Source organism: Vibrio sp. Vb1127 (assembly GCF_033338735.1).
GTDB lineage: Bacteria > Pseudomonadota > Gammaproteobacteria > Enterobacterales > Vibrionaceae > Vibrio > Vibrio alginolyticus.
Genome location: NZ_JAWOTF010000001.1, coordinates 692,596 through 707,654 on the forward strand (window position 1 = coordinate 692,596; position 15,059 = coordinate 707,654).

At 45.0% G+C, this 15,059-nt stretch carries 13 protein-coding genes; 8 read left to right on the forward strand and 5 right to left on the reverse strand.

The genetic code is table 11. The features are described 5' to 3' along the window. Nucleotides 1–147: 147 nt before the first annotated feature. From R7H07_RS02990 to R7H07_RS03000, 3 genes are all read right to left on the reverse strand, one after another. Complete coding sequence (locus tag R7H07_RS02990) at nt 148–414, reverse strand: hypothetical protein (protein ID WP_005373876.1); 267 nt, start codon at nt 412–414, stop codon at nt 148–150. Between the two features lie 324 nt (nt 415–738). Further along, a complete protein-coding gene (locus tag R7H07_RS02995; protein WP_025767992.1) occupies nt 739–3,897 on the reverse strand; it encodes an efflux RND transporter permease subunit in 3,159 nt (1,052 codons plus the stop codon). Nucleotides 3,898–3,910: 13 nt separating this feature from the next. Beyond that, a complete protein-coding gene (locus R7H07_RS03000; protein ID WP_138939737.1) occupies nt 3,911–5,068 on the reverse strand; it encodes an efflux RND transporter periplasmic adaptor subunit in 1,158 nt (385 codons plus the stop codon). 518 nt (nt 5,069–5,586) lie between these two features. Here R7H07_RS03000 and R7H07_RS03005 point away from each other — a divergent pair. Beyond that, complete coding sequence (locus R7H07_RS03005; protein WP_149192156.1) at nt 5,587–7,104, forward strand: phospholipase D family protein; 1,518 nt, start codon at nt 5,587–5,589, stop codon at nt 7,102–7,104. A gap of 90 nt (nt 7,105–7,194) precedes the next feature. Further along, nucleotides 7,195–7,782 (forward strand): class I SAM-dependent methyltransferase, encoded by a 588-nt coding sequence (locus R7H07_RS03010; protein WP_017635142.1) that lies wholly within the window; start codon nt 7,195–7,197, stop codon nt 7,780–7,782. Between the two features lie 54 nt (nt 7,783–7,836). Here R7H07_RS03010 and R7H07_RS03015 read toward each other — a convergent pair whose 3' ends face one another. Continuing rightward, on the reverse strand, nt 7,837–8,307 hold the full coding sequence (locus R7H07_RS03015; RefSeq protein ID WP_206958715.1) for an ASCH domain-containing protein: 471 nt from the start codon (nt 8,305–8,307) through the stop codon (nt 7,837–7,839). 200 nt (nt 8,308–8,507) lie between these two features. Between R7H07_RS03015 and R7H07_RS03020 the strand changes: the two genes are divergently transcribed. Together R7H07_RS03020 and R7H07_RS03025 are read left to right on the forward strand one after the other, a co-directional pair. Next, nucleotides 8,508–9,353 (forward strand): tetratricopeptide repeat protein, encoded by an 846-nt coding sequence (locus R7H07_RS03020; RefSeq protein WP_005373890.1) that lies wholly within the window; start codon nt 8,508–8,510, stop codon nt 9,351–9,353. Between the two features lie 13 nt (nt 9,354–9,366). Then, a complete protein-coding gene (locus R7H07_RS03025) occupies nt 9,367–9,762 on the forward strand; it encodes a DUF2391 family protein (protein WP_005373896.1) in 396 nt (131 codons plus the stop codon). A gap of 9 nt (nt 9,763–9,771) precedes the next feature. On the opposite strand, the gene soxR is transcribed toward R7H07_RS03025, so the two are convergent. Beyond that, complete coding sequence (gene soxR / locus R7H07_RS03030; protein ID WP_005373898.1) at nt 9,772–10,206, reverse strand: redox-sensitive transcriptional activator SoxR; 435 nt, start codon at nt 10,204–10,206, stop codon at nt 9,772–9,774. A 201-nt stretch (nt 10,207–10,407) separates the two neighbouring features. Between soxR and R7H07_RS03035 the strand changes: the two genes are divergently transcribed. The 4 genes from R7H07_RS03035 (at nt 10,408) to dgcA (ending at nt 14,801) form a co-directional block, all read left to right on the forward strand. Then, a complete protein-coding gene (locus R7H07_RS03035) occupies nt 10,408–11,616 on the forward strand; it encodes an MFS transporter (RefSeq protein WP_206958713.1) in 1,209 nt (402 codons plus the stop codon). A 154-nt stretch (nt 11,617–11,770) separates the two neighbouring features. Continuing rightward, entirely contained in the window at nt 11,771–12,652 is an 882-nt protein-coding gene (locus tag R7H07_RS03040; RefSeq protein ID WP_042523297.1) for a LysR family transcriptional regulator, read from the forward strand. Between the two features lie 101 nt (nt 12,653–12,753). Next, complete coding sequence (dgcN, locus tag R7H07_RS03045; protein WP_053304687.1) at nt 12,754–13,758, forward strand: N-acetyltransferase DgcN; 1,005 nt, start codon at nt 12,754–12,756, stop codon at nt 13,756–13,758. A 50-nt stretch (nt 13,759–13,808) separates the two neighbouring features. Then, nucleotides 13,809–14,801, forward strand: a complete 993-nt coding sequence (dgcA, locus tag R7H07_RS03050) for an N-acetyl-D-Glu racemase DgcA (protein ID WP_053304610.1) — start codon at nt 13,809–13,811, stop codon at nt 14,799–14,801. Nucleotides 14,802–15,059 lie beyond the last annotated feature (258 nt).

Sequence of the window (15,059 nt, forward strand, 5' to 3'; positions counted from 1 at the left end):
AGGATCTGATCTCCACCCATGAAATGAGAAACAAAAAAGCCAGCCTTAAAAGGCTGGCAAGTTGAGCAACAAGGTCAGTGCTTACTGCTAACTAACACCGAACTCGTATTGGATTCATTTTCGTCTGTTAGTCTCTTTTAGCGGCGTTTATGACTTGCTTGCTTTCTCTTTGTGGCACGTTACCTTTACTAACTGTTCTTGCTCATCTTTAATGTTTTTCACGATACGCTCATCACGTGCGTGAATGGCATCCATGTTCATTTGCTGAATATCTGCTATAGCTTCATGTTTCATCTCAGAAAAGTCCTGACGTAAATCTGAGCTCCACTCCTCTTTGTCTAAAGTGTTAGCAGCAGCGATTGGTGATGACATTACAGCAATAAGACTTAGAGTAGATAGAAATACGCTTTTCATAATAAGCTCCTTGAGGATTAGCAGTTAATTTTAATTACAATTTATATATTGCACATACGATGCCAACTTTTATTTTGTTATTTTTCAACAACTTAAATAAAGCCTCATATTCAACGTTATCTTCGTCTGGTAAATTTCGCTAACCAAGTGTCAAATTAACCATGCGAATTTAAAACATTAGAAACATACATATTAGAAATACTTTGTCAGGCAGTTTTCTCATCAGATAATTACGTAACTGCCCACTAAAAAATCACTTTGAATCAAAATGCGGAAACAAAAAAGCAGCCCGAAGGCTGCTCCTAATCGTTAACATCAAGCTTGTTAACTCGATACGCTTGCTTCAACGCTCGACGTCACTGGCGACTTTCTGAAACGATTAATCAAACGATGGATAAACCTCTTAATCGATCTGAAAATATTTTTAATATCTTCAAGCATTAAATACAAACAAGGCACCAACACTAAAGTCAGAACCGTTGCGTACAACACCGCAAAGCCCAAAGCGACAGCCATCGGTATGACAAAACGCGCCTGCAAACTCGTTTCAAACATTATCGGCAATACACCCGCAAACGTCGTTATTGAGGTGAGCGTGATAGCTCGAAAACGAGCACAACCCGCCTCAACAACCGCTTGTTTGATGTTCATACCCTTTTCTCTCACTTGGTTTACGTAATCTGTCATAACCAGAGAGTCGTTGATAACCACGCCAGCAGCGGCGATCAAACCAAATGTCGACATCATACTGATGTCTAAACCTAGCCAGAAATGGCCCCAAATCGCCCCCGTCAGACTAAACGGAATGACGGACATTACAATCAAAGGTTGGGTATAACTTTTTAACGGTACAGCTAACAAGATGTAGACGATGATCATGCCTGCAATAAAGAACAAAATCTGTTCATTACGCTGCGCAGCCTGCTCTTCAATATCACCGCCCAATTCTGTTTTCACAGTTGGGAAGGCTTGCTTCATGTCCGGTAAGATATTGTCGTCAATGACCTTCACGATTTCTTGAGGTTCAACCAATTCTTCGTCTATGGAACCATAAACATAAACGGTTTGATACCCGCCTTCACGTCGAATGCTACTCACGCCCGGCTGCTCGTTGATCTTCACCACATCACCTAGCATGACCTTCTTACCTGCTGGTGTTGTAATCACAGCGTAACGCAATGATGAGAATGCTTCACGCGTCAATTGCGGGTAACGCACCATAACTTTAATTTCTTCACCATCACGAATAATGCGCTGTGCTTCGCCACCATAAAAGCTGCCACCAACTTGCTCTGCGATCATGGTGAGATCCAGACCGAGATCGTACGCTACAGGCGCAAGAGACAGGAGTACTTCTTTGCTTCCAGAATCAATAGAAGACGAAATATCATATAACCCTTCTTCCTGCTGTAAACGCTCTATCAAGTAACGCCCAGCCTCGTTGAGCTCATTGATGTTAGAACCAAACAACAAGTAACCAAACTCATCTCTGTCACCACCACCCGCACTCTGCTCGCGGATTTTGATGCTCTTCATACCTGGAATAACAGGCATAGCTTCACGCCAACGTCGAGCCAGTTCAAATGTATTGAACGGGCGTAACTCTTCATCAACCAGAGGTACTAATACACGACCTTCGGTGCGGCTTCTGTTGTACGACAGCACATCACGAATCATTCCTTGACCATGTTCTGCAATGGTCTCAGATTCGATCTTTTGCATGACACGTTCAATAGTCTTGAGTGCACTGATTGTCTGCTCACTTGAAACGGTATCATTCATTTCAATAGTGATCGCAGGATAGTCAGTCGGCACTTTAGGGTTAGGGATCACCCGAACATAATTCGCGTTGATCAAAGCCGCGCTGATCAGCAGTAAACCACAGAACACTGCAAACACTGTCCAGCGCCAATGGGTGCATGTTGTTACAAAGTTACGATACGGACCGTTTACAAAGCCGAAGAAACGTTGGTTGAAACGATCTCGCCATCCACCAGGTTTGACTGGTTTAAAATGGGTATGCGCAAGGTGTGCAGGAAGGATCAGCTTCGATTCAATCAAACTGAAGATCAAACAAAGAATCACGACCCCCGCGATACCATAAAAGAAGGCACTATCAATACCGCTAGACAACAAGAAAGGGGCAAACACAGCAATTGTGGTTAACACACCGAAAGTGGCTGGTGTGGCAACACGTTTTACACCACGAACCACGTTTTCGACGCCACCGCCCTTTTCTTCGATTTCACTGTACGCACTTTCTCCCATCACGATGGCGTCATCAACTACAATACCGAGCACCATAATGAAGGCAAAAAGAGACACGATGTTTACCGTGATCCCTAATGCAGGCATCATCATTACGGCACCGAGAAAACAGACAGGTAGCCCAATCATTACCCACATAGCCAAGCGGAAACGTAGGAAAATGGTCAGCATAATCGCGACTAATGCAGCGCCTTGCAGCAAGTTTTTCAACATCATGTCGAGACGCCCATTTAAATAATAAGTAGTATCAACTAAAACTTTGAGCTTAACATCCTGCGGTAATGTCTTGTTTTTTGCTTCAATATAATTACGAACGGACTGTGCAACAGGGATAATGTTCTGATCACGAGTTGCTTCAACAGACATGTAGATCGCATTTTGCCCTGAGTATTCAAAATAGCGCTCTTCTTCCGTAAAACCATCTTTGATCGTGGCGATATCTTGCAGTAAAACCTTCGCACCATTTGCGCCAAGCTTTACAGGAATATTTCTAAACTCATCACCACGGTAGTATTGGTTTTCAATCCTTACTGCAATCATCCCTGAATTTGTTTTTACTTCGCCCGCAGAAAAGTTGGCCGAGTAACGGCTGATCGCGCTGCTGATATCGCTCAACGTCAGGTCGTATTTACGAAGAACAAGTGGATCCACTTCAATCGCTATTTCTTCTTCTGGCGCACTCAGATACACCAGCATGACGTTTTCTAACTGAAGTAATTCATCTTCGATTTGCTTAGCAATCGGTTTAAGCTCCTCGAGCGGTCGGTCCCCAACTAACCCCATTTCGATTACATCTTGGCGCCATTCAACTTGGTAGACATTGATTGGTTCCATACCCGCTGGTAAGTTAGACAAAGTATCAATACGTTGGTTTACATCATCTAAGACACGCTTGATATCGGCATTAACGTCTACCTCGATAGAAACATACGCGCTACCTCTAGAGGCCGTTGAGACTGCTTTTTTAATCCCGGTGACGTCTTTAATCGATTCCTCGACCTTAACGAGAATACTCTCTTCTATCTCTTGAGGAGAAGCGCCAGGATAAGTCGCACGAACATCAATGTAGTTCACCTCAATATTCGGAAACATCTGCCTTTGAATAAAGAGAAAACTCACCACACCCATGATAATGATGAACACCATCAAAAGGTTGGCAGCGACGGGGTTATTCGCAAAATAGGCAATTAAGCCCTTTTGTTTAGTATCTTCCATGACAAACTCCTACTTACTGTACGACGGTTTCGGAGTCGTCACTCTTTTTTGCGATTTGTACCGCCATGCCTTTTTGAGGGTACTCGGGCAAGGTCAGTACCAACTTATCACTTTGCTCTAAGCCTTCGCCCACCAGCAAAAACTCACCTTCTGCTCTCAAAACCGTGACAGTTCTGGGTTGAAGTTGATTATCGCCATTCACCACCCACACGGTACGGTTTTTAACTAATTCCTGTGGCAAGCGGTAGATGTGCTTAAGTTCCTTACCAGTGAAGCTCACTTCAACGTAGGAGCCGAATTTAATTGGAGGCTGCTGGTTATCGACACCGTATGGGTCCGCGATTTGAATGACCATGTTAATCATTCGGGTAGCACTATCAATCATGCCTAAATCACGAACTACTCGACCTTCTCTAGTGGTAGAAAACACACCTTGCTGCGTCACTGTCGCAGTGAGTTCACCAATGGATTCGGGTAAAAATGCACTATCAAAACCGGCAATGGGTACGTGCACCTCTGCCACTTCGATGTTGTTTAACGTGGCAACTCGAGAACCAGATGTAACAAATTGACCAACACCAATATCACGCTCAACAACCAGCGCATCGTAAGGTGCAACGACTTTGCAATTTTCTAACTCTCTTTTTGCTCGTTTGAGTGCCGCTTGAGCCGACTTCACTTGGGCTTGTGCGCTCAAAACGTGAGGTTTGCGTAAATACAGATCCGTCACTTGCTTATCGCTCAGTCTCTTTGCCTGACGTTTTGCCACTTCGGCTTTCGCTTGTTCCTCAATCAAGTTTGCGCGTGCACTAGCTAAATCGGCTTCAGCTTGTAGAACCGACGCTTCATAGTTGTCACTTTCAATTGTGAAAAGAACCTCTCCTCGTTTCACGATGCCACCCGTTACAAAATTCGGGTGCCAACTTATCACTTCACCACTGACTTGCGCGGAAAGGTGTGTTTTTTCAAAAGGGACTAATTCACCGTGACTGGTAATCACCACTTTGTGATCAGTAGGAAAAAGAGAAGAAGCCTGAACAGTAGGTTCTGTAATTGCATCTTTGGTTGACTCTTTTTCCGGCGCAGTTGCGGCAATTGCAGCATATCCTGCATAAGAGCCTCCAACGACGGCGAAGGGTAAAAGCCAACGTAATATGGGTTTTGCTAACATCGAAAATCCTTTTTTATTGTTGTTTTCAACACCACACTTTTATTCAGTCCATTGCTCCCGGTAAGCATGGTGGTGAGAGAATTGAATTTGAATAAACATCAAAGCGGCGCTTGCCTAGTCTTTTAAGCAGCAAACTAGATAGTTATTGCCAATTCAAAGTTAATAAAATTAACAAAAAATTAACCAACTGCGCAAGTTGCTCTGACTTAACTTTTATTCTAAACAGCAAATGACATGCCAAGCATTTATTTATTAAAAATCATATGGTTATATAAAAATCATTATTTTGTCCAGTGTGCTATTGGTCATAATCACCAGATATTAGTGATTATGACCAATACGGCCATAATGATAATTAAAATAAATGATTATCTGCGCTCTAAAAGTTGAACTTAGTGCAGGCTCTATGGCAATTCATTGATTAATCGCTCGTTATCAAACGGTTCTGGGTGCATGTGGCGTCAGCTTAAGTCTATAATTTGGAGTAGGTAACACTCTGTAAGACAAGGAAATGTGCTTTGTTACAAACACTCGCCAAGTTGCTCTTCCCCTCGCTGCTCACTATTTTATCGGCATGCTCATCCGTATCGTTGAATGACGCCAGTGAAAAGTCCACCAGCTTTCAGCTCGGTTATCAAAAGGATTCTGTTCTTGCGCAGTACTTTGAAGCTTACGGGAGAGATCCTAAGTCCATAACTGGCTTTGCACCGTTAAATCAGGGACACGATGCCCTTCTTGCTCGAACCTCTTTGATCGAGTCCGCCCAGAAAAGTCTTGATCTTCAATACTATATTTACCGTGGTGACGAAACGAGTCAGCTAATAACGTGGCGCTTGTATGAAGCGGCAAAGCGTGGTGTTCGAGTAAGGCTGTTGCTTGACGATATGCAAAAGCGAAACGACGATGTGATGGCTGCCCTCAATGCACATCCTAATATAGAAATCCGCTTATTTAACCCGCATCAGTATCGCGACTCCCGTTGGTTCGCTCTTGCTAGCGATTTTGAACGTCTTAATCGTCGTATGCACAATAAGTCTCTGATTGCAGACAGTGTTTCCGCCATTGTCGGAGGTAGAAATATCGGCAATGAATACTTCTCTTTTGAATCGCAAGTTGAGTTTGGTGATTTTGATCTTCTGCTCTATGGTGAGGCGGTACAACAAACTGCCGATCAGTTCGACCTCTACTGGAATAGCGCCTATTCGATACCAATGGAATGGATTACACCGAATTCACAGCAAATTACCGACCAAGCGATTCAAAAGCAGGTCAATAAACTCCGGTTAGAGGAAAAGTTTTCAACCGGCCGCTATGACTTCACTCAACTGGATATGTACCAAGATCTAAAACAAGGCAAACTCAAGCTCTACTGGGGAGAAGCGAAAGTATGGTTTGACCTGCCCGATAAAGTCGCGACCCGAGAGAGCCAACTTATTGATAATTTAACGGAACTGGTTAAAAGTGTTGAGGATTCATTTGTGCTCATTTCTCCCTATTTCGTTCCAACTGAAACAGGTACTCAAGCATTAAGTAACGCGGCCAAGCGAGGCGTTGATATCACGATTGTGACCAATAGCCTCGCGTCTAACGATGTGTTTGCCGTGCATGGTTGGTACGCAAAATATCGAAAAGATCTACTCGAAGCTGGAATCAAGCTTTGGGAAGTAAAAGCGAGCGCGAAACTCAAAAGTAAGTGGAGCCTCACGGGGAGTAGCAGAGCAAGTTTACACGCTAAAGCAATGACGATTGATAACAAAACACTTTTCGTTGGTTCGATGAACTGGGACCCACGTTCGGCCGCTTTGAATACCGAAATGGCCGTTGTTATCGAACAGCCAGAATATGTGCAAATGTTTCTAGAACAACTGCCGAATCAACTGTCGAGTAACGCCTACGCCTTAACTCTGCGCGACGGGGACATTGTCTGGACCGACGTAAAAACAGGCGAAGAATACGACTCCGAACCAGAAGCAGGAGTATGGCGAAAAATGGGCGCTTGGTTCTCCGGAATATTACCGATTGAAGATCAGCTATAACAGCTGCCAATACTGCAAACCTCCCCAGTCAAGCAAAACAAAATGGACGCTAGTTTTGGGCAGGGGACACAACCAATATAAGGAAGTTCAATGCCAGCGCAATGGAATGAATACTATCAGAAAATTTTAAGCCAACCTCACCGCCCAAACGTGGAAAATGCCCTGAACCTACTTAAGATAGAAGGCAAAGTCGCTCTCGATATTGGCTGCGGAATAGGTCGAGACAGCCACTTTCTCCTCGAACAGGGATTTAAGGTTCACGCATGTGATAGCAATGAAAATGCAGTAAAAACTTGTTTAACACGCTTTGAAGGTAATAAACGATTTTCGGTTTCGCAGTGCTGTTTTACTGAATTTAATTACCCTAAGTGCAGCTTGGTTATCGCAAATGCCAGTTTGTTCTTTTGCCCTGACACAGGCTTCAAACAAGTCTGGACAAAAATAGACAGCGCATTACAACCGGGCGGTATCTTCTCCGGCGATTTCTTGGGAGTGAAAGACTCCTGGGTTACCTCCGAAATGCACCCAAACATTACCGCATTAACAAAAAAGGAAGTGGAAAGCTTATTCGAAGGTTACGACCTCATTTCATTGCATGAAAGAGATGAAGACGGGACCACTGTAGTCGGAAGCCAAAAACATTGGCACATGTTTAGTGTGACCGCTCGAAAGCGCTAAAAATGGTCTCTCAGTAAAGAAAGCAGCACTTCAAATCAGTGCTGCTATCAGAGATTAATTGACGGGATACACCACTTCAAAACGCTCTAAAACCAGCGTACGTTTCTCATGCCAAGCGATGTTCAACTCATCGCATTCAGCTTTAAAAAATGCAGTATGAGCATCACCCCACCAGTTTAAGGTTCTATCACCTTCGCCTTCTGCGAAGGCAAACTCTGCGGTTACATCCTCATATTTGCATGTACTTACGTCAGTAATTCGTATCACGCAAACCGGGTCCCCATCCCAATTCGTCACTACTTGTAAATGACCGACTTGGGGCATGATTTCACCATGCTCTCGATACCAAAGCTCCAAACTGCACGATGCAGTTTTCTGTCCAATACGAACCAAATCTGCGCATACATTCGCGTTGTATTCATCGGCACAATAATAGTCAGCACTGACTGATGGTACAGCTTCCCTTTGTTCTGGTGATAATAATTCTAGGAATTGTTCTAAGTAATCCTTAGCTCGCGCGTCCATGCTCACTCCATTAATCATAAATTCGCAAGGAGGATAAAAGATATCACAACAAATAACCATCAGGAACAAACTGAAAAACAACAAGAATATGACTTCTACGAAGACGACTGTTATTTCTTTTGTAATAACTTTGCTAAACGTTTGTGCTATTTGCTATTGTTGCATGGTCTATCTGTACTCTTCTCGTGAAAGGACGTTATATGCGCTTATTTATTGGTATTTTTTTCTCGCTGATACTTGCCTTGCCAACAATGGCATCGGAGGAAAAGTATTCAGAATCGGATCTGTTAGATAGACCATTAATGGAACGCTATATTTTAGATGAACTAAAAGCGCTGCGTCAGGACTATCAAAGCCTAGAAAAGCGAATGATCACAGAGATCACCGATCGCGAGCTAACGGTCGCAGATAAATCGTTGAACTATGCCAACGTGACCGTTACATACTTCTTCTACATCATTGCTGGTGTCGCATCGCTGATTGCCTTTGTCGGATGGCAATCTCTGCGCGAGTTTAAACACAACACCAAAGAGATGGCTGATAAACGATTGGAGAAGATCGCCCAAGAATACGAGAAAAAGTTTGTCGCCCTTGAGCGAGATTTAAAACGCAAAACTCGCATTATCAGCGAAAACAACAAAGAGATTGAGAAAATCAACGAGATCCATAACTTATGGCTACGTGCACAAAGCTCTCAAACTCCAGAACAACGTATTGAGATCTATGATGAAATCTTATTAATTCGTCCAGGTGATTTAGAAGCGTTGACTTACAAAGCCGACGCAGCGATGGAAATCAACGAATACCATTGGGCACTTAGCATTTGTAACCGCGTACTTGAAGTCGATTACACCAACGGCCCTGCACTGTATCAACGCGCGTGTGCATACTCTCGCCTTGGTATCGAAGAGCAAGCTATTGAAGACTTGGAACGCGCAATTGAATACAGCCCATCCATTCGTGATTTACTTGCCGAAGAACGAGACCTCGAATTGCTGCACGGTAATGAGCGTTTTGAAAAGCTCTTACATCTAGCAAGCGAATAATGGAATAAACAGCATGAGCAGCCACTTTAATCTAGAAGACGCTAGCCAAGTATTGGTTGGCGCTTTTGCCCTAGCAGTCCCGATCTCATTTTCGGAGGAAGCGTGGCGATTGGGTGAGAGCCTACCAATGGCAAACTTGCTCATGCTGTTAAGTCTTTCTGTCATTTTCCTCAGTTTTTTCGCGTATCAAAGCGTGTTTCAAAGCCACATCAAGAATCGCGTATCCATCTTTATTTTTCGTGTGGTTATCGCGTACCTCATTGCGGCAGTTGTGGTAGCGTTAGTTCTTTTCTGTCTTGATAAGCTGCCACTCATGAATGAGCCTTTGGTTGCGATAAAGCGCGTTATCGTCATCACAATGCCTGCTTCGATGGGCGCGATCGTAGTCGACAGTTTCGACAAAGAATAGAGATAATCGCTACTCTTCTTCTAACGTTAAGTTCGACCCCGAGTGGTCTTTCCCTAATACATCTTCTGGGTTTCGCAGTGCGCAGGTTTCTAACGACAAGCACCCGCAGCCAATGCATCCGCCTAAATCGTTTTGCAACGCTTTAAGTTTTTGAATCTTTTGTTCTAACTGTTCATGCCAATGGCTTGCCATTTCTTCCCATTGCGCTTTGTTAGGGGCTTGGTGTTTCGGCAGTTCATCTAACGCATGTTTAATTTCTTCTAACGACAACCCAACTTGCTGCGCTGCTTTGATCACCGCAACACGGCGCAACACACTGCGATGGTAGCGACGCTGATTACCTTGATTTCTCCAACTCGAAATCAGTCCTTTTTGCTCGTAAAAATGTAGGGCAGATACTTTCACTCCAGAACGTTTTGCCACTTCTCCTACGCTGATTTCCATCCTTGACTCCCTGTATATCAATTTTGTTAAAAAAACGCTTTACCTCAAGTTTACTTGAGGTTTTAAAGTTGCACCATCTTAATTAACGCTAAACCCCGGCGAGCTCAAGATAATGTGTTCAGCGCGAACGACTTGGTTGTTAAACACAAGACAGTTGGACATCAACCTTTTGAAATACATCGGGAGTTAGAGGCAAACATAATGAAAAATAAAACTCAGCCGTACTTAGCTGGCCGCTTCTTCGACAGTATCTCCTCTGGCTTATTCATGATGGCGCTGCCATGGGTCATGCTTTCCGAACCTAACATGGGTACATTCGTCGCTTTAGTTTCTCTGAGCTGCACCGCGATTTCTTTTCTAGCAACGCCTTTCTTTTCCACTTTAATTGACCGACATTCACGCAAAGTACTACTCGTGCTCAATCAATGGTTTCAATCGGGTATGGCTTTGGTGGTGTTCATTGCTTATTGGTTAGGGTTTGAGTCACACTGGTTGCTGGCTTTTGCGCAATTGGTGTATTGGGTTTCGAGTAATTTTGCATGGACGACCAACAATGCCTTCACCCAAGAAAATTATCAGCACCATGAGTATGCGAAAATTTCGGGTCAGCAAGAAATTGTAATGCAATCCACAACCCTCGGAGCTGGCGCGTTGGGTATTGTTTTGCTTGAAATGTGGGGTATGAAAGAGTTTGCTTTGTTTGCGGCCAGCGCCTCTGCGTTAGCAGCGATGTTCTATATTCTGACGCCTTATACCCAACAATTAAGGGCGTCAAAATCCGTTGCTTTCATCGCGCAACTCAAAGAGAGCAAACAAATATTCCGTCTCGAACCCCGATTTTATGGCTTTATTCTGCTCTCTTGCCTCTCTTATCCTGCATTGACGTATTTGAGCAAACTGGTGCCGATTTGGTTTTCTGAACAAGGCATCTCTGGCGATTGGTTTGCAGGGTTCAACATCAGTTTTGGCCTCGGCTCGTTGCTAAGCGGCTTTATTGTCACCAAAGTGCTAAGCCGTGCCTCCCATAGCCACATTATGTTCGCTTCGATGGTTATGGTCTCTTTTGCGCTTATCGGGATGAGTTTTGCGATGAGCCCGCTGACCATCTTATTGTTTACGGCGCTGTTTGGCGTATTTAACGCGCTAAATCGCATTGCGAGAGTCAACTGGATGCATCACACCGTAGCGGTTCATCAACGAGGTCGCGTCGATGGCGGCATCAGCATGTTTGCCACCACCATTCAATCTCTCAGTTACGTCCTGATTGCAATATTGAGTCATTACGAACTAACACAATACGGTTTTGCAATCGCAGCCGCTGTCATGGCATTAGCAGTGATTTTGATGGGATTACTCAGCCGAGACGTCGAGCCGTTTAACGACCTGCCCCTTCATGCAGCAGCAAAGTGAAGCATAGAAATTGAGAAGTTGAGAAATTGAAAAAGCGAGATAGGAAGGCAACCAACATCGTCTTCCTATTTTTTACGCCAGCACTTTTGCCTCTATCGCTTATCAGCAAGGTTGGGTATTCTGAGGTGACCAACATGAGCAGAGAGAAATCGCAGTGAACTTAAGGCAATTAGAAGTCTTTTACGCCATTATGCAAGCAGGAACGGTGTCAGGCGCGGCTCGCTTACTGCACGTTTCCCAACCTAATGTCACTCGAGTTCTCGCCCATACAGAACAACAACTGAGCTTCGCTTTATTTGAGCGTGTAAAGGGCCGTCTCGTTCCAACTCAAGAAGCCAAAGCCTTATTGCCAGAGGCTGAAAAAGTCTATCAACAACTCGGACAATTTCGCTCTCTGACCAACAAAGTCAAACAGGGAACTCAACATTTACGAGTTGGTGCTCCGCCTGTTTTGGCCGCACACTTGTTAACGCCGACTGTCGCGTTGTTGTCGAAAGAGCACAGCATCTCCTTTGAGCTCTTAACGGCCAATCGCGATGAGCTGTGCTCAGGTTTACTGAAACATGAATTGGATGTCGCCATTGCGTTCGGTGAAGAAACGCCACCAGCGATCATGGGACACATGTTATTAAAAGAAAACTTGGCGCTAATTGCCCCTAAAAGCGCAGCGATACCCACAGAAAAAACCGTCACTTTAGAAGAACTCATCAGTCACGATTTACCCATTATCGGTTTAGATAGCCGAGACCCTCTGGGCTTATTGCTGCATCAAACCTTATCGGCGCGTGACGAGCATTATCAACATGCCATTACCGTCCGCAGCTACTCCGCGGCGGCTGAACTGGTGAAAAACGAAGCAGGATTCGCGATTGTAGACCCTTGGACTGCAAAACAATATCGCCAAGATAATGCCGTTTCCGTGCATGCTTTGGAGCCAAATATGTCCTTCTCTGTCTCTATTTTATTCGCAGAGCACACACCTCAATCCATTGCGACAAAGCAATTTATCACCGCCCTAAAACAACAGATGGTTTAAAGGTATAACCTGAAGTTATACCTGCCTAACAAATAAGCATTCGGTTTCCTAAATCAGTCTGGCTACATTAATGAGCAATAACGATGACGAAGGGAACCATCATGCAAATTGCTCAACCTTACCTACTTTTTCTTGGCGATGTAACCGATCCACTCGCAGCAAAAACCGCGCGTGGCATATATCAATGGCGACCTGAGATTTGTCTTGGCCAAATCCGCCTGACGCCAGAAACCGTATCGCTTGGTTTAACCGACATGACACTACAACAAGCGCAGCAGCAAGGAGCAAAAACGCTGGTGCTTGGCACTGCAAATCCAGGAGGCGTCATTCCCGAAGCTTGGCAAGCAACCTTACTTGAAGCGGCAGAGATGGGATTTGAAATTGCATCGGGCATGCACCAACGTTTGGCGGAACTTTCTCCTCTTGCCGATCTAGAACAACGCGGATTAACCAAACTGTATGATGTTCGCCATTATGATGCCCCGCTCAAGGTCGGCAATGGCAAAGCTCGCGCAGGCAAGCGAGTACTTACTGTAGGAACAGATTGCTCCGTTGGCAAAATGTACTCTGCCCTTGCCATTGAGCATGCATTGAAGCGTAAAAACTGTCGTGCAGAGTTCAAAGCAACGGGTCAAACCGGAATTCTCATCGCAGGCAGTGGCATTTCGATTGATGCTGTAGTTGCCGATTTTATCTCCGGCGCAGTAGAAGCGATCAGCCCTGAGTTCACCGATCACGATTGGGACATCATCGAAGGGCAAGGTTCATTGTTTAACCCTTCATTTGCTGGCGTAAGTTTGGGCTTACTTCACGGCGCACAAGCTGACGCTCTGATACTGTGCCATGAGATTGGTCGCCCGCACATCCGCAACTTACCACATGTGAGCTTGCCAACCATTGAACAAACGATAGAAGCGAATCTGGCCGCTGCTCGCCTAACAAATCCAAACGCTCAATTAGTGGGTATTTGCTTGAACACTTCGGCGATCAGCGAAGAAGATGCAGCCCAGCTATGCCAGGATTGGAGCGACAAATACCAGGTGCCCGTCACCGACCCTGTGCGTTTTGGCGTTGATGCGGTTGCAGATAGGCTCCTTACGATTTAAGAAACATTTACGGTTTAGAAAATAACTGCGGTTTAGGGAAAACTAGTGAGATGAAAATTCATGTAGAACCCGTCACGATTGCCATGGTGACACCATTTCGCATCTCTCGCGGCAGTCGGACAGAGTGCCACGTAGTCCGCGTGACAATTGAACATCGAGGCATGACAGCCCAAGGTGAATGCACGCCATACCCTCGTTATGGTGAATCGGTTGAATCGGTGATTAAGACGATTTCTCACGCCGCGCATGAACTGCAAAGTTTGTATGCCAAAGGCGAAGCTGATGTCATGGTTCTCAAAAGCCAGCTTCAATCGTTATTGCCCGCAGGGGCGGCAAGAAATGCATTGGATTGCGCCCTTTGGCATCTTCACGCGCTTTTGAGCCACAAGCAACAGGTTCACGACCTCTTTACGTTACCAGAGGCGATTGTGACGGCGATGACGGTTTCTATCGACACGCCGCAAGCGATGGCAAAACAGGCGCAAGCTTACCTTAGCCAAGGCGCAAAACTGCTTAAGGTAAAACTGGATGGTGAAAACGTGATTGAGCGCGTTGCAGCAGTACGCGATGCCGCGCCGCACGCGCAAATTGTTTTAGATGCGAATGAAGCATGGCAAAGCCTCGATCTCGCGACGGTATTTGCTCAACTCGAACCGCTAGACATCACCATGATCGAACAACCGTTGCCACAAGACTGCGATGACGTACTCGCCAGCATTCCGCACCCCATTCCACTTTGCGCCGATGAAAGTTGTCACACCAGAGAGCAATTACATCAGCTGGTTGGCAAATATGAAATGGTGAACATTAAGCTAGATAAAACTGGCGGACTCACTGAAGCACTATTATTATCCGACGACGCCCAAAAACTCGGTTTTAGCCTCATGTCCGGTTGTATGTTGGGGACGTCGCTGGCGATGCGAGCCGCGTTACCTATTGCAGCTCAGGCGAGCGTTGTCGATCTTGATGGCCCGGTGTTACTAGGACAAGATGTAACGCCAAGCTTGGTTTATCGCGACGGCGAAATCGTTCTTTCCAAATAGCCTAAACAATCCAGAGGTTTTGCTCCAAAAGTCAGAACCTCTGAGTTTATGATCTCGATTAAAAAACAATCAGCCCCATCATGAAATAAGTCACATAAATTATACGGTTATTACGGCATGCTAAGATTACAGTGGTCCAAGAAGGTGGTCTTATGCATCGAGTCATCCGAAAAATGACATGGAAGACGAATAGGCGGTAATCCCGCCCTACTCCAATGCAGTGCGTGGGTTTCTATAGCAACCCACTTCCTAGCAATT

What these genes read in the sequence shown, in the direction of transcription:
- R7H07_RS02990 (WP_005373876.1), bottom strand. Translation starts at nt 414, where the DNA reads ATGAAAAGCGTATTTCTATCTACTCTAAGTCTTATTGCTGTAATGTCA.
- R7H07_RS02995 (WP_025767992.1), bottom strand. Translation starts at nt 3,897, where the DNA reads ATGGAAGATACTAAACAAAAGGGCTTAATTGCCTATTTTGCGAATAAC.
- R7H07_RS03000 (WP_138939737.1), bottom strand. Translation starts at nt 5,068, where the DNA reads ATGTTAGCAAAACCCATATTACGTTGGCTTTTACCCTTCGCCGTCGTT.
- R7H07_RS03010 (WP_017635142.1), top strand. Translation starts at nt 7,195, where the DNA reads ATGCCAGCGCAATGGAATGAATACTATCAGAAAATTTTAAGCCAACCT.
- R7H07_RS03015 (WP_206958715.1), bottom strand. Translation starts at nt 8,307, where the DNA reads ATGGACGCGCGAGCTAAGGATTACTTAGAACAATTCCTAGAATTATTA.
- R7H07_RS03020 (WP_005373890.1), top strand. Translation starts at nt 8,508, where the DNA reads ATGCGCTTATTTATTGGTATTTTTTTCTCGCTGATACTTGCCTTGCCA.
- R7H07_RS03025 (WP_005373896.1), top strand. Translation starts at nt 9,367, where the DNA reads ATGAGCAGCCACTTTAATCTAGAAGACGCTAGCCAAGTATTGGTTGGC.
- soxR (WP_005373898.1), bottom strand. Translation starts at nt 10,206, where the DNA reads ATGGAAATCAGCGTAGGAGAAGTGGCAAAACGTTCTGGAGTGAAAGTA.
- R7H07_RS03035 (WP_206958713.1), top strand. Translation starts at nt 10,408, where the DNA reads ATGAAAAATAAAACTCAGCCGTACTTAGCTGGCCGCTTCTTCGACAGT.
- dgcN (WP_053304687.1), top strand. Translation starts at nt 12,754, where the DNA reads ATGCAAATTGCTCAACCTTACCTACTTTTTCTTGGCGATGTAACCGAT.
- dgcA (WP_053304610.1), top strand. Translation starts at nt 13,809, where the DNA reads ATGAAAATTCATGTAGAACCCGTCACGATTGCCATGGTGACACCATTT.